We start from the raw sequence: 20,015 nt of genomic DNA, 5'->3' as shown, positions 1-20,015 counted from the left end.
AGCAGGAAAAACTATCAAATTTTAGATTTCAATTGGTTTTTGTGATCAGTCGCCGGAGGCACGCCACAGCGGCAGCGCGGCGACGGCGCGCTCGATATCGTCCATCTCGTCGTCGCCCAGGCTGGTGTCGAATGGCGCGGACAGGAGGCGGCGCATCAGCGCCGGACAGCACGATGCGGCGGTTGGCCGGCAGCAGGGACGGCGGCGTCGCCGGACTATTCAAAATTGTCCTCGATCAGGAAGCCGTAATCGTCATCGATCAGCATCTGCAGATACGCGTCGAAACTGTCGGCGATGACCAGGTAATTGTCGGGATCGTGCAGGAAGCGCACGACCTGCCCCACCTTGCCCGACGCCGCGGGCGTGAAATCGACATACAGCCGCGACGAGCCGCCATTGTTCATGCAATGCGAAAAACACAGGCGCTGGCCCTGTTGGATGCCCGCGTCGATGCGGGCGTCGACGATGCCGGGGTCGTCTTCCAGGTAATGGCCATAGATATCGGCGATGCTGCGCTGGTTCGCTTGCCGGTCTTCCAGGATCTGTGCAACGGAACTCAGGTAATACGGATATTCGAACACGTCCGAACCCAGCATGTACACCAGCACCATGCCGCCGGCATATTCCTCGTAATAGGTGCCGTTATACCGGCCCAGCAGGCGCAGCAGACTGTCCGGGCACAGCGGATAGGCCTGGCGCAAGCTGTCCAGTTGCGCCGCGCTGGCACCGCTGGCCAGCGCCAGCTCCGCCAGCGGCTCGAGCGACATGGCCTGGCGCAAGCCGGCTAAATAGTGGTCGACGATGTTCATGGCCGAAATATATCAGCTGGCCGATACGCCATGCGCACGCTAGCGCGCACCGGCCAGCCGCGCCCCCGGCGCGAAGCGCGTGGCAATCAGCAGCAACAGCACCACGCCGCCCGCCATCACCATCCACGCCTGGGCCAGGCTGGACGAATGCTGGCGGATCAGCCCGGCGATGAAGGGCATGCTGCTGGCGATGATGTAGCCGCCGCCCTGCACGAAACCGAGCAAGGCGCCGGCGCCAGAAGGGTTCGTCACATGGTCCATGCTGACGATCAGCGACAGGGGAAACAGCGCGCCAATGCCGCAGCCGAGCAATATCACGGCGGGAATGGCCAGTTGCGCGGGCGCCACGATCAGGCACGCCAGGCCGGCCAGCACGGCCAGCAGGACGGACAGCAGCAGGATGCGGCGGTCGGCAAAGCGGTGGATGATGCTGGAAATGACCAGTCCCGCCAGCACTTCCACCAGGGTCAGGCCACCGAGCAGCAAGCCGCTGTCGGCCGCGCTCCAGCCCAGCTCCGTGTAAAACGGCGGCAGCCAGGCCAGCACCAGCGTATAGGCGCCCGTGCCGATGCCGAAAAACACCATCAGCAGCCAGGCGCGGCCATTGCCCACGGGCAGGCTGGCATCCGCGCCGCTGGCCCCGTCCACGCGCGCGGCGGCGGCGCGGCGCCACAGCAGCGCGGCGGCCACGGCGGGCAGCGCCCACAGGGCCAGCAGCGCCTGCCAGCCCAGCGACTGCGCCAGCGGCGAGGCGGACGCGGCCGCAATGGCCGCGCCGCCCATGATGCCCGTCGTATAAAAGCCCATCAGCTGGCCCGCCCGCTCGGGGAAATGGCGCTTGATGAATGCCGGCAGCAAGGCCTGCACCAGCGCGATGCCCAGGCCGCCCAAGGCCGCCGTGACGATCAGCCCGCCGCTGCCGTGCAGGGGCCAGCGCAAGGCGCAGGCGGCGGCGATGATGGCGATGCCGATGCCGATGCCGCGCGCCACGCCCAGGCGGCGCTGCAGCTGCGCGCCCGCCAGCGCGCACAGGCCCATGGCGAACACGGGCACGGTGGTCAGCAAGCCCGCGTCGGCATTGCCGAGGCCCGTGCTGGCCTGGATGCTGTCGAGCAAGGGGCCGATCGCGGCCAGGATGGGGCGCAGGTTCAGGCCCAGCAGGATGATGGCGGCCACCAGCAGGGCGGACGAGGGCAGCGGAGAAGATACGGGGCGTTCAACAGGCATGGCAGAGTAGTCCTTGCCTCGCAGGGAGGCACATGGTTTAATGCGTGACATAATCACTTGATGAAAAGTATCTTAGCATAAAGATAGAAATCTATCTTGATGTCGAGATAAATACATACACCATGACGGATACCCCGCAAGAACACACGCGCGCGCAATTTGCCGCCGCACAATGGCAGCGCGAACTGCCGCAGATGGATACGCGCGCCATGCAGCTGGTGGGCCAGTTGGGCACGGTGGCGCAGCTGATGGCGCGCGACTGGCTCAATCCCCTGTTTGCCGAACACGGCTTGCAGCCGGGCGAATTCGACGTGCTGGCGACGTTGCGCCGCTCGGGCGCGCCCTACAGCCTGACGCCGACGGCCCTGTACGAGGCGGCCATGCTGTCCTCGGGCGGCATGACCAACCGCATCGACCGGCTGGAAGCGGCCGGCCTGATCGAACGACAGAAGCACCCGACGGACCGGCGCGGCGTGCTGGTGGCCCTCACGCCTCAAGGGCTCGCCTTGATCGAAAAGCTGGTGCTGCTGCACGTGGAAAACGAGCGCGCGATGCTGTCGGCACTGAGCGCGGACGAGCAGCGCCAGCTCGACCAGTTGCTGGCCAAGCTGCTGCAGGGCATGGCACAGGCGAAGAAGGTTTAAGCGAGCACGCGCGCCAGCTCGCGCAGGGCCGCATGGCCGCGCCGTGCCTGGCGCTGCAATTCTTCCGGCGCACAGTGGCCATACAGGGCCTGGACGTGGCCCTCGCTGGCGGCGCGCAGGTCGAGCTCGCCTGCGCCGGGGTCGGGCAACTGCCCCTCGACAAGGGTCAGGAAATAATGGCGGGGCGCACCGTGCAGGTTGGCCGCGAACTGCAGCACCAGGCCGCTGTCGAACAGCAGCGCGCCGCTGCGCGCCCCCGCCTCCAGCAGCAGGCGATACGGCGGCAAGGGCCGCCGCGCCGCGCGCAGCACGCTGGCCAGGCGCAGCTGATAACCGAGTTCCAGTCCATTCGCGTGCAAGCGGCCGCCTTGCAGATACACCTTGAACGATGCTTGCACGGCCCGGCTGGCGCGGCGGAACCAGCGTTCATCCTCATACAGGCACAGCTGGCCGCCATCGCATAGTTCATAAAAACCGCGCGCCAACAGTTCCGACGCCGTGAAACTGGCAAGGCCGACGGCCTGCGGCTCGCGCAGCCAGCCATCGTCAAGATAGGATTGCATCACGGCGTGGATATCGTGGAGGGGCATAGGGGCATGATCAGCAGTGGCAAAGGCCTGTATTGTAGGCCAGCCTATAATAGCCGGGCCACACCATCATTCAACGAACTGACCACGCCATGGCCCCACACGACGCGCTTTCCGAATTCGACCTGATCAAACACTATTTCGTGCGCCAGCGCCCCGGCCGCGCCACCCTGGGCATCGGCGACGATTGCGCGCTGATGACGCCCGGCGCCGGCAAGCAGATCGCCATCTCGTCGGACATGCTGGTCGAGGACCGGCACTTCTTTGCCGGCGCCGACGCCCGCATGCTGGGTCACAAAAGCCTGGCCGTGAACCTGTCCGACCTGGCCGCCATGGGCGCGCGCCCCGTGGCATTCACGTTGGCCCTGGCCCTGCCGCAGGCGGAGCGCGCCTGGCTGGCCGGCTTTGCCGATGGCCTGTTCGCGCTGGCCGACGCCTTTGATTGTGAACTGATCGGCGGCGACACCACCAAGGGTCCGCTGAATATCTGCATCACCGTGTTCGGCGAACTGGCGCCGGGCCAGGCCCTGCGCCGCGGCGCGGCCGTGGCGGGCGACGACATCTGGGTCAGCGGGACTGTCGGCGACGCGCGCCTGGCGCTGGCCGGCTACCGCATGGAACAGGAATTATCGCCAGCCGACCTGGCCACTGCAGGCGCGCGTCTGCACACGCCGACGCCGCGCGTGGCGCTCGGCTGCGCCCTGGCCGAAGCGGGCCTCGCGCATGCGGCCATCGACATCTCGGACGGCCTTGTCGGCGACCTCGGTCACATCTTGAAAGCGTCGGGCGTGGGCGCCACCCTGGACGTCGACGCCCTGCCGGCCGGCCCCGTGCTGGCGCGGCAAGCGACGCCCCTGCGCCGCCGCTACACGGCAGCCGGCGGCGACGACTATGAACTGTGCTTCACGGCGCCCGCTGCCTCGCGCGACGCCATCGCCGCACTGGCGATCAGCTGCGGCACGCCCGCCACGCGCGTGGGCCGCATCGAGGCGCAAGCAGGCTTGCGGCTGGTCGATGCGCAGGGACAGCCGCTGGATTTACAACTGAGCTCGTTCGACCACTTCAGCGATTCAATCGGCTAGCGCACCGCCGCCCGCGCCAGCCCCGGCTGGTTCACCATCCAGTAATGCTGGAAGGCCAGGCGGATGTTGTCGCGCAGCTGGGTGTCATCCCACGGCTTCGTATAGAAACGGTAGATGGCGCCCCGGTTGATCGAGTCGAGCACGGCTTCCAGGCCCGTGTAGCCGGACAGGATGATGCGGATGGTTTCCGGATACAGCTCCTTGACCTTGCTGAGGAACTCGGTGCCGCTCATGCTGGGCATGCGCTGGTCGCAGACGATCACGTGGACCCGGTGCAGGGCCAGCATCTCAAACCCTTCGGCCGGCGTGCTGGCCGTGAGAATCTGGTAGCCCTCGGGGCGGAACAGGCGGTGCAGCGACGACAGCACGTTGACGTCGTCGTCGACGATGAGCAGGGTTTGCGCCGGCTGGGCGGCCGGGTCGTGGCCGGGCGGCAGGCCGGCGCCCGCGGCGATCATCTGTCCCAGTTCCAGCGCCGGCAGGGCGCGGCTGAAATAGAAACCCTGGATCTCGTCGCAGCGGTTGCGCCGCAGGTATTCCAGCTGCGGGCGCGATTCCACGCCCTCGGCCACCACGCTCAGTTTCAGGCTGTGCGCCATGCTGACGATGGCCAGCGCGATGGCCGCGTCGTTCGGGTTGCTGGTGATGTTGCGCACGAAGGCGATGTCGATTTTCAGCTTGTCGATGGGGAAGCGCTGCAGATACGCCAGGCTCGAGTAACCGGTGCCGAAATCGTCGATGGCCACCTTCACGCCGATTTTTTCAGTTTGCCCAGCACGACGATGGTGCGCTCGGCGTTCGACATCAGCGCCGTTTCCGTCAGTTCCAGTTCCAGCAGCTCGGGCGCCACCTTGTGCTGCGCCAGCGCGCGCGTCACTTCGCCTTCCAGGTCGCCTTCGGCAAACTGGCGGCTCGACACGTTCACGGCCACGTGCACGGGCCCCGCTTCGCTGTCGCGCCATTCGGCGATCTGGCGGCAGGCGGCCTGGATCACCCAGGCGCCCACGCGCACGATCAGGCCCGTGTCTTCCAGCACGGGCACGAATTCGGCCGGCGCCACCAGGCCGTAGCCGGGGCGGCGCCAGCGCAGCAGCGCTTCCACGCCGCTGATGCGGCCCGTGCGCAAGTCCACCTTCGGCTGGTAATACAAAATGAACTGCTCGTGTTCGAGCGCATGGCGCAGCGCCAGTTCCAGGTCCAGGCGCGCCAGCACCTGCACGTTCATGCCGGCCGTGAAAAAGCGGTAGCCGTCGCGGCCCGCCTGCTTGGCGCCGCCCATGGCCGTATTCGCGTATTTGATCAGCGTTTCCGGGTCGGTGGCGTCGTCCGGATACATGGCGATGCCGATGCTGGCCGTCAGGGTGGCCGCGTGGCCGCGCAGGTCGAACGGCGCGCGCAGGACTTCGCGCACCTGGTTGGCCACGGCCACGGCTTCCTGCTGGTTGCGGCTCATGGTCAATATGAGCGCGAATTCGTCGTTGCCCAGGCGCCCCACCGTGTCGCGCAGGCGCACGCATTCGACCAGGCGGTTGCTGAACTGGCGCAGCAGTTCGTCGCCCAGCGCCGCGCCCAGGGTGTCGTTGATGCTTTTGAAGCGGTCCAGCGCGATGAACAGCACCACGATGCGCCAGCTTTTTCCTGCGCCAGCTCGACGGCCTGGGCCAGCGTCTGGTAAAACAGGCTGCGGTTCGGCAGGCCCGTCAAACCGTCGTAATGGGCCAGGTGCTTCAGGCGCTCCTGCGCCTGGCGCCGTTCGCTGATGTCGCGCGCCACGGCGATCAGCAGCAGGCCGCCCGCGCCCCCGCCCGCCACGGGCGCCTGCGCATACCAGTGCCAGCCCAGTTCCACGGGCACCAGGCTCAGGTCGCGCCGCACCAGTTCGCATTCCGTCACTTCCGTGGCCAGGTGGGCCGGGCCGCCCGGCAGCGCGGCCAGGGGCGGGGCCGGCGGCGATGGCAGCAGGGTGCCGGGCGACAGCGCCAGCAGTTCGGCGCGGGCATAGCCGAGCAGGCGGCACGCGCCGTCGTTGACGTCGACCAGGGTCATGCCCAGCACGTCGACGAGGAAGATGGCGTCGGTGGTGGCGTCCATGGCGCCGCGAAAGCGCTGCAGCTCGGCCGTGCGCTGGCCCACCGTGCGTTCGAGCAAGGTGTTGTAGTGGCGCGCGGCGCGGTGCAGCAGCCGCACTTCGAGCATGTTGCGGATGCGCGTGAGCACCTCGAGCGCGTCGAACGGCTTGCTGATGAAGTCGCGCGCGCCCGCTTCCAGCGCGGCCAGCTTGGCGTCCGGGTCGGCGGCGATCACCAGCACGGGCAGATAGCCTTCCCGCTCCAGCGGACGCAAGGCATCCATCACCTCGTAGCCGCTCATGCCGGGCATGACCAGGTCGAGGATGATCAGGTCGAACTGGTGGCGCTGGTGCAGGCCGGCCACGGCGCGCGCGTCGAGGGTGCTGCTGATGGCCGTGTAGCCGCCGCTTTGCAGCAAATGCTCGAGCAGGCGCAAATTGACGTCCTGGTCGTCGACGATGAGAATTTTCGCCGCATAGATATCGGCCTGGCTGATCATGGCGCGCCTGTTCCCTTCTGCCGGCGCTGCTGCGCCACATAGGCCAGGGTGCTGTTGATCGCCTCGGTAAATTCATCGAGGTTGATCGGCTTGGTCAGATAGCGGTAAAAGCCCAGCGCCATGCTGCGCTCGACGTCGCCCGGCATGGCGTTGGCCGTCAGGGCGATGACGGGAATGTGCGCCGTGCGCGGGTCGGCGCGCAGCAGCTTCAGCGCGTCCGTGCCGTTCACGTGCGGCAGGTTGATGTCCATCAGGATCAGCTGCGGCAGGTGGGTGCGCGCCATTTCCACGCCCAGGCGGCCATCCGTGGCCGTCAGCAGCTGCAATTGCGGGCAGTAGCGGACGATTTCCTCGACCAGGGTCAGGTTGGCGGGATTGTCTTCCACGTACAGCAGGGTCACGGGGGCGCTGTGCTCGAGCAGCGCCCCGGCCAGGTCGGGCCGCGGCAAGGCCAGCAGGTCGGGTGCGGGCAAGGCGTCGACCACGCGCAGCTCGATCCAGAACGTGCTGCCCTCGCCGGGCGCGCTGGTCACGCCGATGCTGCCATCCATCAGCTCCACCAGGCGCTTGGTGACCACCAGGCCGATGCCGCTGCCTTCTTCCGTGCCGCCCTCCTGCCCCAGCCGGTTGAAGGGCTGGAACAGCAGCGCCACCTGTTCGCCGTCGAGGCCTATGCCCGTGTCGCGCACGCTGATGCGCACCCGTCCGCCCGCCTGCGGCGCGCAATCGATGGTCACCCGCCCCTGCTCGCGGTTGTACTTGAGCGCATTCGACAGCAGGTTCAACAGAATCTGCTTGAGGCGCGTGCGGTCGGCCAGCACGTTCAGGGGGCAGGCGTCGGGGAAGGTCATGCCGATGCCGCGCTGGCTGGCCAGCGGCGCGATCATGTCGCGGCATTCCTGCAAGATGGCGTCCAGGCCCACCGGTTCGAGCGACAGGCTGACCGTCCCCGATTCCACCTTCGCCAGGTCGAGGATTTCATTGATCAAGGTCAGCAGATGGCGTCCCGATTTCAGGATATGCCCGGCGAACTCCTTCTTTTGCTCGAGGGTCGACGGCAGGCGGTCGGAACTGAGGATTTGCGCGAAGCCCAGGATGGCGTTCAGCGGCGTGCGCAATTCATGGCTCATCGACGACAGGAAGGCCGACTTGGCGTAGTTGGCGCTGCGCGCCTCTTCCATCGCCATGGCCAGTTCGCCATTCGTCATTTCCAGCTGCATCGTGCGCTCGTGCACGCGCACTTCCAGTTCCTGATTCAGGCGCATGACTTCCTGCTGCGCCTGGGTGCGCTGCTCGCCCTCGCGCGCCAGCTCGCCGTTCGAGCGTTCCAGCGCCTGCGTGCGCAGCTCGATCTCGGCCAGCATCTTGTTGAAGGAATCGACCAGCTGCGCCACTTCGTCGACGCTGAGCTTGCGCGCGCGGCGCGAGTAGTCGCCCGTCTCGATCACTTCGCGCGCCACGTCGGCGATATCGAGGATGGGCTGCGTGATGACGAAATCGAGGCGGCGCAGCAGCAGCAAGGCCACCAGCAGCGCCAGCACCGTCACGCCCAGCGCGATGGCCAGGTAATCGGCCGTGCGGCCGGCCAGCTCGTAGTCGGCGCGCAGATACACCGTGCCCAGCAGTTCGCCATTGTCGACGATGGGCTTGAACAGCTCCACCGAACTGCCCTGGATGGTTTCGCCTTCCTTGCCCACCTTCGCCGGCAGCTCGCCCACGTGCTCGTTCGCGCGGTAGCTGGCGAACAGGCTGCCGTCGGCCTTGTACAGGGCGCCGGCCGTCACGCGCGGGCGGATGCGCATCAGGCTGAGGTTTTCCAGCGCCAGGCGTTCGTCGTCGAAGGCCAGCGCGGCCGAGCTCATATGCCCCAGCAGTTCGGCCTGGGTACTGATGTCGGCCACCAGGTTGCGGTGGTAGGCGCGCAAGTCGTAGGCGACGATGGTGGCCAGCGAAATGACGAGCGCCACCAGGGTGGTCAGCAAGACCACCGACATCAGTTTGTGGCGGATGGAGCGCAGTCGTATCATCTAGGCGCCTCCCGTCTGCACGCGATAGGCGGCCAGCAGCATGCGCGCGCTGATGCGGATATGCGCCTGCGCCACGGGTTTCAGGGCCACGTCGAAGCGCACCTTGTCCTCGGCCATCACAAAATTGATCATGCTGCCCATCGCGTAGACCTCATCCGAATCGGACACCGTCAGCAACGCCAGGCCACGGCTGGCGGCCAGCATCTCCTGCAGCGCCGTTTTATCCAGCGCGCCCAGGTACAGCACGTGCAGCCCGGCCAGCGCTTCGCCGCGGCGCACTTTTTCACCTGCACGGCGCGGCCGTTGACGCTATGCCCGGCCACGCTCAGTTCGAGCTGCTCGGCCAGCGCGTCGGCGCCCGCCACGCCGATCACCAGCGGAGAGTCGGCCCGGGCAAAGCTGCCGTCCGGCCACTCGACATAGCCGGCAAACTTGTACAGATACGCGGCCTTGACCTGGCGCTCGAGGTCGCCCGGCACCTGCGCCTGCGCCTCGGTGCACAGCGCGCCCAGGAGCAGCAATAGCCAGCCCCAGCGAAGGGAGCGATGGCCGCCGCGCACGGGGCGGCGCAGGGGGCCAGGATGACGCCACCAGGTCCAGTTCAGAATTGCCATGACAACCGAGTAAAGATAATGCATACGAAGGCGCGGCACCATGCCGCTTGCCTGTTCGAGCGATGTGCACCAGGGCGGCGCAGCGACAGAGCGCCTGCCGGCCCGAAGTGGTAGCAAATGTATAAAAGAGTGTACGCATTTTCGCTGTGACCGGGGAAAGTTTCTTTTACCGTGGGCCATGCTACAGTCTTGCCACCATTTTCACCGCATGCAGGAGTCAACCATGAGCAACGCACTCGTCCCCCTCTCCACCGCCGTCGGCCTGGCCCTGCAGGCGAAGGGCCTGCTGCTGGCCACGGCCGAATCGTGCACGGGCGGCGGCGTGGCACAGGCCGTCACCGATATCTCAGGCTCGAGCGCCTGGTTCGAACGGGGCTTCGTCACCTATTCCAACGGGGCCAAGACCGGCATGCTGGGCGTGCCCGCCGAACTGATCGCCGCCCACGGCGCCGTCAGCGAGGAAGTGGCCGCCGCCATGGCGCAAGGAACGCTGGCCCACAGCGAAGCCCAGGTGGCCGTCTCGACCACGGGCATCGCCGGCCCCACGGGCGGCGTGCCGGGCAAGCCCGTCGGCACCGTCTGCTTCGGCTGGGCCATGGACGGGCGCGTGCAGACGCAGCGGCGGGTGTTCGCCGGCGACCGCCAGGCCGTGCGCGAGCAGGCCGTGGCGCACGCCCTGCGCGAACTGCTGCGTTTTATCCAGTAGCGTCGGCGACGCAGGCGCGGTCGCGTCCCGCCTGCTTGGCCGCGTACAGGGCGCTGTCGGCGCGCATCAGCAATTCGTGGCGGCCGGCGCCGTGGCGCGGATATTCGGCGATACCGGCGGAAAAGGTGCAGCCGGACAGGCTGTGCGGCGCCTGCTGGATCAGCAGCTGGCGGTAGCGCGCGGCGATATCGTCGATCTTGTGCGCGGCGATGACGCTGTCGGCCTCGCGCAACAGCAGGCAGAATTCCTCGCCGCCATAGCGGCACACCATGTCGCTGCCGCGCAGCTGGCTCTCCACCAGGCGCGCGAACTGGATCAGCACCTCATCGCCAAAGTTATGCCCGTACGTGTCGTTGACGCGCTTGAAGAAATCCAGGTCGATGATGGCGATGGCCACGGGCGCATCCGCATCGGCCGCGTGCAGGATGGCATTGAGGCAGGTTTCAAAATGGCGGCGGTTGTACAGGCCCGTCAGGTGGTCGCGCATGGCCTGCTCCTTCAGGCTGTCCTGCAGCGAATTGACGTGCAGGATCTGGTGCGCCAGTTCGCGGTTCAGGTGCTCGAGCTTGACGTTTTCCGATTCGCGCGCCGCCTGCAGCTCCAGCGCCTTGTCGCGCTCGGCTTTCAAGCTGTGCATTTCCTTTTCCAGGTTGCGCATCAGACTGCGCGAGGCGCGCGCCGACTTGCTGCTGGCCTCGTACGCGGCCTGGTATTGCTGCAGGAAACCGTACGCGGCCTGCCATTCGCCCAGCTGGGCATTGATGTCGGACAAGCCGCGCAGGATCTGCTGCTGGTGAAACGGATTGCGCGTCCAGCTCAGCAGGCTGTGCGCCTGCGTCAGCGAGGCCAGCGCCTGCGCCGTCTGGCCCGCGTGCAGGTCCAGCTTGCCGCGCACCAGCCACGCATGCATCTGCTCTTCCAGGTCCTGGCCGCGGCGCGCATAGTCTTCCGCCCGCAGCAGCAATTGCAAGGCGCTCCCGGGCTGGCGCAGCAGGATGGCGGCGTGGGCGGCAATGCAGAACAGGAAGGCGCGCACGGCCAGGTCTTCCTCCGGCCACTCGTAAAACGGCTCGACCAGCGCCAGCGCCTCGGCTGGCTTGCCGGTGGCTAATAAACACATGGCCAGATTGGCCGAAACGATGGTTTGCTGGTATTTGAGCTTTTGCGTACCGATGATCTCGAGCGCCTCGACCAGCAGGGGAATGGCGTCTTCATCGTTGCCCAGGTCATGCTGCGACGACGCCAGGTTCGACAGGCTGTTGACCCGGTGCGCGGGGCTGCCGAAACGCTCGGCGATGTCGAGCGCCAGCAGGAAATTGCGCGGACCGTCCTGCGTATCGCCACGGTTCAGGGCATCGACGCCCAGGCGCGCGTACAGCATGAACTTGTGCAGGGAATCGGGGATCTGCGCGGCCTGGCTGCGCGCCTGCAGGAAGTGCTGCTCAGCATCGGCGAAGTCGCCGCGCCGGCTCGCATACGCGCCCTGCAGGGCGGCCACTTCCATGCCCCCTTCCAGGTCGCAGGTCTGCTTGAAATAGTCGCGCAGGCGCTCGCACGACGGTTCCGTTTCGCCCGCATAATAGGACAGCCAGCAATGATTGAGTTCCGCATACGCGCCGCCGCGCGCATACTGTTGCCGTTGCGCCGCCGCCAGCGCCATCTGCGCCAGCCGGCGTGCCTGGCGGCGGTTGCCGACCAGGCAAGACAGGGCTTGCTGATTCAAACGGTCAATGTCGGCTTTATCGAGACTGGAGATCGGCACTGCGTCCTCATTCACACTCTGGGGTGCATTTTTCACACAAAACTTGCTCTGTATCAATGGTATCCTGATTAACATCATAACCAGATTCGCTCCCGCGCATGGCATCTTTGCAAAGGATTGTGGTAAAAATGCCAGTCGTGGCCTGGCCGGGCGCCAGCGCCGCTGTCACGGATCTTTGATTGTCACTGACGCAACAACTTGGAGTAGTCGCAATGCAAAACACGGTACATTTCATCCTGCAGGGCAAGGGCGGCATCGGCAAGACCCTCGTCTCGACCCTGCTGGCCCAGTGGATAGGCGGCAAGGACGACACGCCTTTGCGCTGTTATGACACCGACCAGGAAAACGCCACCTTCTCCCGCTACAAGGCGATGAACGTCAAGCACGTGCCCGTGATGACGGATGCGCGCAACATCGATCCGAAACGCTTCGACGCGCTGATGATCGACATCCTCGATACGGACGGCAACTGCGTGGTCGACAATGGCGCGAACACGTTTTCGCCGCTGATGGGCTACCTGCTGGAAAACGACTGTTTCTCTCTTCTGGAAGAATCGGGCCGCAAGGTGTACATCCACACCATCGTCGGCGGCGGCGACACCCTGCACGACACGGCCACGGGTTTTGTCGCCACGGCCCAAGCGACGAAGGTGCCGCTGGTGCTGTGGCAAAACGAACACTTCGGCCTGCTGCAATCGGCGTCCGGCAAGCAGTTCGTCGAGTCACAATCGTATGCCGACAACCGCGCGCGCGTGAAAGGCAGCATCACCTTGAGCCAGCGCAACCCCGACACCTTCGGCGCCGACGTCAAGAAAATGAACACGGCGCGCCTGACGATGCAGGAAGTGCTGCAGAACGACAAGTTCAACATCATGGAAAAGCAGCGCATCAAGGTCGTCTACCGCGACATCTTCGAACAGCTCGACAAGGTGCAGTGGTAGATGGACCGGCACACACTGCGCAGCCACGTGTTCGACAAGACGGGCATCAAGATCGACGTCGACGACCCGATATTCGCCCTGGTGGCGCTGAACGAAGCCGTGCTGGCGGACACCGTCGAACGCCAGCTGGCCCTGCTGGACGCCGCCACCCAGGCGCTGGCGGCGCAGGCGCGCGCCACGGGCGGCGTGCCGCCCGAACCGGGCGCTGCCATGCCCCAGCCCGTGCCGCAAGCGCCGGCACCATCGCCATCGCCGGCCGGGCCGGCCGGCTTTACGCCGCGCGAATGGCGTTTGCTGGGTGCGGCGGCCATCGTCTCGCTCGCCTGCGCGCTGCTGGTGCTGGGCGGCGCGGCCCTGCTGTATAAACTGTAGCACCGTCGCGCTGGGCCAGCCACGAGCGGGCCGCAGCGTCTTCCCCACCCTAGCCTGGAAGCATGCATGAAACCGATCAAATTGCTGGCCATTCCCGCCCTGATGCTGTCGCTGTACGGCGCCCCGCTCACGCTCGCCCACGCCGCCGGCGCCGCTGCCGCGACGGCAGCCATGGCCGTGCCCAATGTCGCCTACGAAAAATACACCTTGCCGAACGGCCTCGACGTCATCCTCGTGGAAGACCATAAATTGCCCGTCACGGCCGTCAACATCTGGTACCACGTGGGACCGGCGAATGAAGCGCCGGGCCTGACGGGCTTTGCGCACCTGTTCGAACACATGATGTTCGCCGCCACCAAGCACGTGCCGCGCGGCATGGCCGACCAGTTGCTCGAAGGCGCGGGCGCCACCGATTCGAACGGCAGCACGGATTTCGACCGCACCAATTATTTCGACACGGTGCCGTCGAACCAGCTGGAACTGGCCCTGTGGGCCCATTCCGACCGCATGGGCTATCTGCTGGACGTGCTCGACCAGACGGCGCTGACGAACCAGCAGGACGTGGTGCGCAACGAGCGCCGCCAGAGCGTGGAAAACGCGCCCTACGGCATCGTGCAGGAAGCGCTGTACCACCAGCTGTTTCCGAAGACCCACCCGTATTACGCCAGCGTCATCGGTTCGCATGCGGACATCCAGAACGCGAAACTGGCCGACATCAAGGAATTCTTCACCAAATACTATGGTCCCAACAATGCCAGCCTGGTGATCGCGGGCGACATCGACAAGGCGAAGACCAAGGAACTGGTCAACAAATACTTCGGCAGCTTCAAGAGCGGCCCCGCCGTGGCCAAGCCCGACGTCGTGACGCCGCCCATCACGCAGGAGCGCCGCATCGTGGTGCAGGACCGGGTCGAACTGCCGCGCGTCTTCATGGCCTGGCTGACGCCGTCCGCCTACGCCAAGGATGACGCGGAACTGTCGATGGCCGCGCAGATCCTGGCCGGCGGCAAGTCCAGCCGCCTGTATAAATCCCTGGTGTACGACAAGCAGATCGCGCAGGACGTGGGCGCCAACCAGAGCTCGAACGCCCTCACCTCCGTGTTCACCCTCGACGTGACGGCCCGCCCCGGTCATCAGCCCGAGGAAATCGAGCAAGCCATGCAGGCGGAACTGGAGCAATTGCGCACCAAGGGACCCAGCGAGAAGGAAATCGAGCGGGCCCGCAACAGCATCGAAACGAGCATGCTGAGCCAGGTGGAAAAAGTGGGCGGCAACGCCAACATGATGAACCAGTACAACCAGTACCTGGGCGACCCCGGCTACCTGGGCAAGGATATCGAGCGCTACCGTCAGGTGACGGCGGCCGGCGTACAGCGCGCCGTCGACACCTACCTGAAAAACCAGGCGCGCGTGGTCGTGTATGGCGTGCCGGGCAAGCCGGACCTGGGTCCGGAAGTAGCGACGCCGGCGCCGGGCAAGGTCAAGCCGGCGCCAGGCACGGCCATCAATGCGGACGAGCCATGGCGTAACAAGGTGCCGGCCGCCGGTCCCGCGCCGAAGATCGTGCTGCCGCAAGCGACCTCCTTCACCTTGAGCAATGGCTTGACCGTGATCCACAACTACAACCCGGCCGTGCCGCTGATTTCCAGCCAGCTGGTGGTAAAAAGCGGTTCGGGCGCCAATCCGCTGGCGCAGCCGGGCTTGGCCGGCTTCACGGCGCAATTGCTGCAGGAAGGAACCAGTACGCGCAGCGCGCCGCAGATCGCCGATGACGTGGCGCAACTGGGCGCTTTCCTCGGCACGGGTTCCGGCGCGGACGCCTCGTTCGCCCAGCTGACGTCGCTGAAAACCACCTTCCCGCAAGCGCTCGACGTGCTGGCCGACGTGGTGCAGCACCCGCAATTCCCGCAAGAAGAGGTGGAACGCCAGCGCGCCAGCCGCATCGGCGAACTGGCGCAGCAGCGCGAAAACGCGGCGGCCGTGGCGGCCCGCGTGGAAGCGGCCGCCCTGTACGGCCCGCAACATCCGTACGGTTATATCCAACTGGGCACGGAAGCGGCCCTGAAGGCGACCAGCCGCGCCGACCTGCAGGCGTTCTGGCGGCAGCATTACGTGCCCAACAATGCGGCACTGATCGTCTCGGGCGACATCAACGCGGCGCAATTGAAGGCGCTGGCGGAAGCCAAGTTCGGCAGCTGGAAGGCGGGCGCCGTGGCGCCGTCCGTGACGGCGGCGCCGGCCACGACGAAAGCCAGGCTGATCCTCGTCGACAAGCCGGGCGCGCCGCAGACGGCCGTGCGCCTGTCGACCATCGCCGTGGCCCGCGCGACGCCCGACTATGCGCCGCTGCAAGTGATGAACGCGGCGCTGGGCGGCTTGTTTACCAGCAGGCTGAGCAATAACCTGCGCGAAGAGAAGGGCTACACCTATGGCGTGCGCTCGCAATTCCAGTACCGCAGCCAGCCGGGACCGTTCTCCATCGCGGCCGGCGTGCGCACCGACGTGACGGGTGCGGCCGTGTCGGAAACCTTCAAGGAAATCCGCGCCATGATCGCCAAGCCCTTGACGGCCAGGGAATTGTCGAATGCGCGCAATTCGCAGGTGCTGTCCTTGCCGGGCCAGTTCGAGACGAATGCCAGCATCAGCGCCAGCATGGCCAACACCTATGTCTACGGCCTGGGCCTCGACTACTACGCGACCTTGCCGCAGCGCTTTGCCAGCGTGACGGACAAGCAGGTACAGCAGGTGGCGAAAAAATACCTGCAGCCGGAAAAGCTGATCGTCATCGGCGTGGGCGACCAGGCGAAGATCGCCCCGCAGTTGAGCAAGCTGAAACTGGCGCCCGTGGAATTGCGCGATGCGGAGGGGAACGTGAAGTAAGGACTAGCGGCGCTTGAACAGCGCCAGCTTGTCGATGAACGCCGCCACGGCCACCCCGGCCGTGTAGGCGATCAAGTCGATCCAGCCAAAGGCGGAACCGAGCACCAGGTGCCCCAGCGGATGCGCGCGCAGCGCGACGAGCCAGGGCGTCTGGACCAGCTGGCCGAATTCCACGGCAAAGCAGATCAGCAGCGCAGTCAGCGCCAGCTGCCACGTGCGCATGCGCGTGGCGACGATGCCCAGCGCAAAGACGATCATCATGGCCCACAGGACGTCGCCCGGATACTTGCCCAGCGCGGCGGGGAGGAATTGGGGATAGGCGCGCGAGGCCAGGCCCAGCGCGATGACAGCCACGGTTGCGCCCACCTGCAGCAGGCGGCGGCGTTCAGGTTTTACCAGGAACATATTTCCATTCAAAGGCACAATACGGGCCGAACCATTGCGGCCCGTCCGATATTGTACTGCGCGGCCGTGTCCGCCTGCAGCCTATCGCATCAAGCCAGGTCCACGTGCTGCGCCAGGAAGTCGAGAAAGACGCGCACGCGCAGCGGCACATGCCCGCCCTGCCCCACGAACACGGCATGCACGTCTTCGCTGTCGCCCGGGTTGAACGCTTCCAGCACGGCCTGCAAACGGCCTGCCGCGATATCGGTGCGCACCTGGAAGGCCGCCAGGCGCGCCAGTCCCAGCCCCGCCAGCGCCAGTTGCCGCAAGGCTTCGCCATCGCTGGCCTGCGTATTGCCAACGACCGGCACGACGAGGTCGCCGTCGGGCAGGCGCAGCGGCCAGCCCGAGCGGGCGCGCACGTAATTGGCGTCGAGCAGATTGTGCGACGCCAGATCGGCCGCTGCCCGCGGCGTGCCGCGCCGCGCCAGATAGGCGGGCGATGCGACGATCGCCATGCGCGTCTGGCCCAGCTTACGCGCCAGCAAGTTGGAGCTTTTCAGGGGCCGGCCCGCACGGCAACGTCCGTGCGCTGCTCGAGGATATCGACCACGGTATCGGTCAGCACGATGTCGAGCGTCACCTCGGGATAGCGCTCGAGAAACAGCGGCGCCAGCGGCAGCAAGAAATGCTGGCCGAACGGCACGTTCGCATTCACCCTGATCTTGCCGCGCGGCACATCCTGCACGCCCGCGCAGCGCTCGGCCTCGTCCAGCGCCGCCAGCACCTGCGTGCCCCGTTCATACAGGCCGCAGCCCTCGGCCGTCAGCTGCAGCTGGCGCGTGGAGCGGTTCAACAGGCGCGCGCCCAGGCGCTCTTCCAGCCGAGACACGAGCTTGCTGACGGCCGACGGCGTCATGCCGCAGGCGCGCGCGGCGGCGGAAAAACCGCCCAGCTCGACCACGCGCACAAACACTTCCAGCTCGCCGGAGCGGTTCACTTCCAGTCTGGCCATTGTGAATTCAACTCATAAATGTTCTTCGATGGGATAGTCTAGTACATAAATGGCTTTGCTTGCATCATGCGCACATTCCCCTTGATAAAGCGAGCCGCCATGCAACGATCTTCCCTCCTCCCCGCCGCCCTGCTGAGTCTGGCATTCAGCACCAGCCCGGCCCAGGCCGCCAACGCCGAACTTGCACCAGCCCCCGCCTCCAACTGGCTGGCCAGCTGGACGGCCAGTCCGCAAGCCGTGTGGGGCAGCGACTTTGTGCTTCCCGCCAACGTGCCCGCCGTGCTGCACGAACAAACCGTGCGCCAGGTGGCGCGCCTCAGCGTGGGCGGCCCGCGCGTGCGCATCGTGCTGTCGAATGCGTATGGCAAGGTGCCGCTGCGCATCGGTGCCGCCAGCGTAGCCCTGGCGGCGAACGGCTCGGCCATCGAAGCGGGCAGCCTGCGCACGCTGACCTTTGCCGGCCAGCCCTCGGCTACCATGGCGCCGGGAGCGCCGCTCGTCAGCGACCCCGTCGCGCTGTCCGTGCCAGACCTGGCGCGGCTGACGGTGAGCGTGCACCTGCCGCAAGCCAGTTCCGTCTCCACGTTTCACTGGGATGGCCGCGAAACGGCGTGGATCGCCCCGCAGGACCAGACGCGGGCCGCGCGCATTGACGAGGCGCAAACGGGCGTGCAGACCACCACGGCGCGCCTTCTACTCGGTGCCATCGAAGTGGAAGCGGCGCCGGCGGCGCAAGTGGTGGCCATCCTGGGCGACTCGATCACCGATGGCGCCAGCGCCAGCCTGGGGATGGATGCGCGCTGGCCCGACTTCCTGGCCGAACGCCTGGCGCCGCAGGGCGTGGCCGTGATCAATGCGGGGATTTCCGGCGCGAGGTTGTTATCCGACGGCATGGGAGACAATGCCCTGGCGCGCTTCGAGCGCGACGTGCTGGCGCAACCTGGCGTGCGCACGGTGGTCGTCTTGTTGGGGATCAATGACATCAGCTGGCCCGGCACGGCGTTCGCGCCACAGCAACAGCGTCCTACCCTGGAGGAATTAACGGCCGGCTACGCGCAACTGGTGGCCCAGGCCCGCCGCCGCGGCGTGCGCGTGGTCGGCGCCACTGTGACGCCATTCGAAGGCGCCCTGCCCGGCACGCCCTTGAGCGACTATTATCAAAAGGAAAAAGATGCGCTGCGCCAGCAACTCAATGCGTGGATACGCGCCAGCGGCCTGTTTGACGCCGTGCTCGACTTCGACGCCTGGACGCGCGACCCCGCGCATCCGCTGCGCCTGCTGCCCGCCTACGACTCGGGCGACCATTTGCACCCGGGCGACGCGGGCAATCGGGCGCTGGCGGAAGGGATAGACCTGCGGCTGCTGTTGCCGGCCCTCAAGCCTTAATCGCCCAGCCCTGCGTACAAGGCCGTGCTCAAGTAGCGCTCGCCGAACGACGGGATGATGGTGACGATGGTCTTGCCCGCGTTTTCCGGACGGCGCGCCACTTGCAGGGCGGCCCACAGGGCGGCGCCCGACGAGATGCCGACCAACAAGCCTTCATCGCTGGCGGCCAGGCGCGCCGTGGCGAAGGCGTCGTCGTTCTTCACGCAAATGATTTCGTCGTAGATGGCCGTGTTGAGGATCTGCGGCACGAAACCGGCGCCGATGCCCTGGATCGGGTGCGGCCCCTTGGTGCCTTTCGACAGCATCGGCGACGCTTCCGGTTCCACGGCGATCACTTGCAGGCCGGGCTTGCGCTCCTTCAACACTTCGCCGATGCCGGTGATCGTGCCGCCCGTACCCACGCCGGCGACGACGATGTCCACTTGCCCATCCGTGTCGCGCCAGATTTCCTCGGCCGTCGTGGCGCGGTGGATGGCGGGATTGGCGGGATTATTAAATTGCTGCAGCATCAGGTAGCGCGGGTCGGCCGCCACCAGTTCCTCGGCCTTCCGGATGGCGCCCAGCATGCCTTCGCTGCCCGGTGTGAGCACCAGTTCGGCACCGTAGGCGCGCAGCAGGATGCGCCGTTCGCGGCTCATGGTGTCGGGCATGACGAGGGTGCAGCGGTAGCCGCGCGCGGCGCACACCATGGCCAGCGCGATGCCCGTGTTGCCGCTGGTGGGCTCGACGATGACGGTATCGGGATGGATCTTGCCGGCGGCTTCCGCGGCGACGATCATGGACAGGCCGATGCGGTCCTTGACGCTGTGCGCGGGATTGTAGAATTCGAGTTTGGCGAGGATGGTGGCCACACTGCCGGCGGCGATGCGGTTGATGCGCACCAGGGGGTGTTGCCGATCAGTTCAGTGACGTCGTTGGCGATGTTCATGGGAGTCTCCACAGCAATTACAGAAGAATCCAGTCTACCGCGTTTTGGCGGCGGCGCGAGCATGCGCCGCCGCCAAACTGAAC

14 protein-coding genes and 3 pseudogenes are annotated in these 20,015 nt (G+C 66.3%); 7 read left to right on the top strand and 10 right to left on the bottom strand.

What is annotated here, in order from left to right; genetic code table 11:
- Positions 1 to 215 precede the first annotated feature (215 nt).
- Positions 216 to 809, bottom strand: a complete 594-nt coding sequence (locus ACRHIG_RS06430) for an SMI1/KNR4 family protein (RefSeq protein ID WP_489629688.1) — start codon at positions 807 to 809, stop codon at positions 216 to 218.
- A 39-nt stretch (positions 810 to 848) separates the two neighbouring features.
- A complete protein-coding gene (locus ACRHIG_RS06425; protein ID WP_489629687.1) occupies positions 849 to 2,036 on the bottom strand; it encodes an MFS transporter in 1,188 nt (395 codons plus the stop codon).
- Positions 2,037 to 2,158: 122 nt separating this feature from the next.
- Between ACRHIG_RS06425 and ACRHIG_RS06420 the strand changes: the two genes are divergently transcribed.
- Entirely contained in the window at positions 2,159 to 2,680 is a 522-nt protein-coding gene (locus tag ACRHIG_RS06420; protein WP_489629686.1) for a MarR family winged helix-turn-helix transcriptional regulator, read from the top strand.
- Here ACRHIG_RS06420 and ACRHIG_RS06415 read toward each other — a convergent pair.
- Positions 2,677 to 3,270: a hypothetical protein gene (locus tag ACRHIG_RS06415; RefSeq protein ID WP_489629685.1), complete on the bottom strand. Its 594-nt coding sequence runs from the start codon at positions 3,268 to 3,270 to the stop codon at positions 2,677 to 2,679. The two genes, ACRHIG_RS06420 and ACRHIG_RS06415, sit on opposite strands and share 4 nt — an antisense overlap.
- Positions 3,271 to 3,359: 89 nt before the next feature.
- Here ACRHIG_RS06415 and thiL point away from each other — a divergent pair, with 89 nt between their 5' ends.
- A complete protein-coding gene (thiL, locus tag ACRHIG_RS06410) occupies positions 3,360 to 4,349 on the top strand; it encodes a thiamine-phosphate kinase (protein ID WP_489629684.1) in 990 nt (329 codons plus the stop codon).
- On the opposite strand, the pseudogene ACRHIG_RS06405 reads toward thiL, so the two are convergent.
- From ACRHIG_RS06405 to ACRHIG_RS06395, 3 genes and pseudogenes are all read right to left on the bottom strand, one after another.
- Positions 4,346 to 6,917 (bottom strand): annotated as a pseudogene (locus ACRHIG_RS06405) (EAL domain-containing protein). The gene thiL and the pseudogene ACRHIG_RS06405 sit on opposite strands and share 4 nt — an antisense overlap.
- Complete coding sequence (locus ACRHIG_RS06400; RefSeq protein ID WP_489629683.1) at positions 6,914 to 8,944, bottom strand: sensor histidine kinase, YfiR-like protein-associated; 2,031 nt, start codon at positions 8,942 to 8,944, stop codon at positions 6,914 to 6,916. Before ACRHIG_RS06400 ends, ACRHIG_RS06405 begins: the two are co-directional and overlap by 4 nt.
- A pseudogene (locus ACRHIG_RS06395) lies at positions 8,945 to 9,558 on the bottom strand (TOL_0243 family YfiR-like periplasmic protein).
- Between the two features lie 223 nt (positions 9,559 to 9,781).
- On the opposite strand from ACRHIG_RS06395, the gene ACRHIG_RS06390 reads away from it, so the two are divergent.
- A complete protein-coding gene (locus ACRHIG_RS06390; protein ID WP_475417024.1) occupies positions 9,782 to 10,264 on the top strand; it encodes a CinA family protein in 483 nt (160 codons plus the stop codon).
- On the opposite strand, the gene ACRHIG_RS06385 is transcribed toward ACRHIG_RS06390, so the two are convergent.
- Entirely contained in the window at positions 10,254 to 12,026 is a 1,773-nt protein-coding gene (locus ACRHIG_RS06385; protein ID WP_489629682.1) for a diguanylate cyclase, read from the bottom strand. The genes ACRHIG_RS06390 and ACRHIG_RS06385 overlap by 11 nt on opposite strands.
- A 212-nt stretch (positions 12,027 to 12,238) precedes the next feature.
- On the opposite strand from ACRHIG_RS06385, the gene ACRHIG_RS06380 reads away from it, so the two are divergent.
- From ACRHIG_RS06380 to ACRHIG_RS06370, 3 genes are all read left to right on the top strand, one after another.
- Positions 12,239 to 12,967, top strand: coding sequence for a P-loop NTPase family protein (locus ACRHIG_RS06380; RefSeq protein ID WP_101482913.1), 729 nt, complete (start codon positions 12,239 to 12,241; stop codon positions 12,965 to 12,967).
- Positions 12,968 to 13,339 (top strand): hypothetical protein, encoded by a 372-nt coding sequence (locus tag ACRHIG_RS06375; RefSeq protein ID WP_489629681.1) that lies wholly within the window; start codon positions 12,968 to 12,970, stop codon positions 13,337 to 13,339.
- Positions 13,340 to 13,405: 66 nt separating this feature from the next.
- Positions 13,406 to 16,219, top strand: a complete 2,814-nt coding sequence (locus tag ACRHIG_RS06370) for a M16 family metallopeptidase (protein WP_489629680.1) — start codon at positions 13,406 to 13,408, stop codon at positions 16,217 to 16,219.
- Between the two features lie 3 nt (positions 16,220 to 16,222).
- On the opposite strand, the gene ACRHIG_RS06365 is transcribed toward ACRHIG_RS06370, so the two are convergent.
- The gene (locus ACRHIG_RS06365) at positions 16,223 to 16,624 is read right to left on the bottom strand and encodes a ribosomal maturation YjgA family protein (protein WP_489629679.1); all 402 of its coding nucleotides are present in this window, start codon (positions 16,622 to 16,624) and stop codon (positions 16,223 to 16,225) included.
- An 89-nt stretch (positions 16,625 to 16,713) separates the two neighbouring features.
- Positions 16,714 to 17,618 (bottom strand): annotated as a pseudogene (locus tag ACRHIG_RS06360) (LysR family transcriptional regulator).
- A 99-nt stretch (positions 17,619 to 17,717) separates the two neighbouring features.
- Here ACRHIG_RS06360 and ACRHIG_RS06355 point away from each other — a divergent pair.
- Positions 17,718 to 19,004 carry an SGNH/GDSL hydrolase family protein gene (locus ACRHIG_RS06355; protein WP_489629678.1) on the top strand — a complete coding sequence of 429 codons (1,287 nt, stop codon included), beginning with the start codon at positions 17,718 to 17,720 and terminating at the stop codon, positions 19,002 to 19,004.
- On the opposite strand, the gene cysK is transcribed toward ACRHIG_RS06355, so the two are convergent.
- Positions 19,001 to 19,885 (bottom strand): cysteine synthase A, encoded by an 885-nt coding sequence (cysK, locus tag ACRHIG_RS06350; protein WP_489629677.1) that lies wholly within the window; start codon positions 19,883 to 19,885, stop codon positions 19,001 to 19,003. The genes ACRHIG_RS06355 and cysK overlap by 4 nt on opposite strands.
- Positions 19,886 to 20,015 lie beyond the last annotated feature (130 nt).

It is taken from the genome of Janthinobacterium sp. C22 (genome assembly GCF_057919405.1).
Note: the sequence above shows the minus strand (reverse complement) of the source record. Positions and strands in the feature narration are given on the sequence as shown.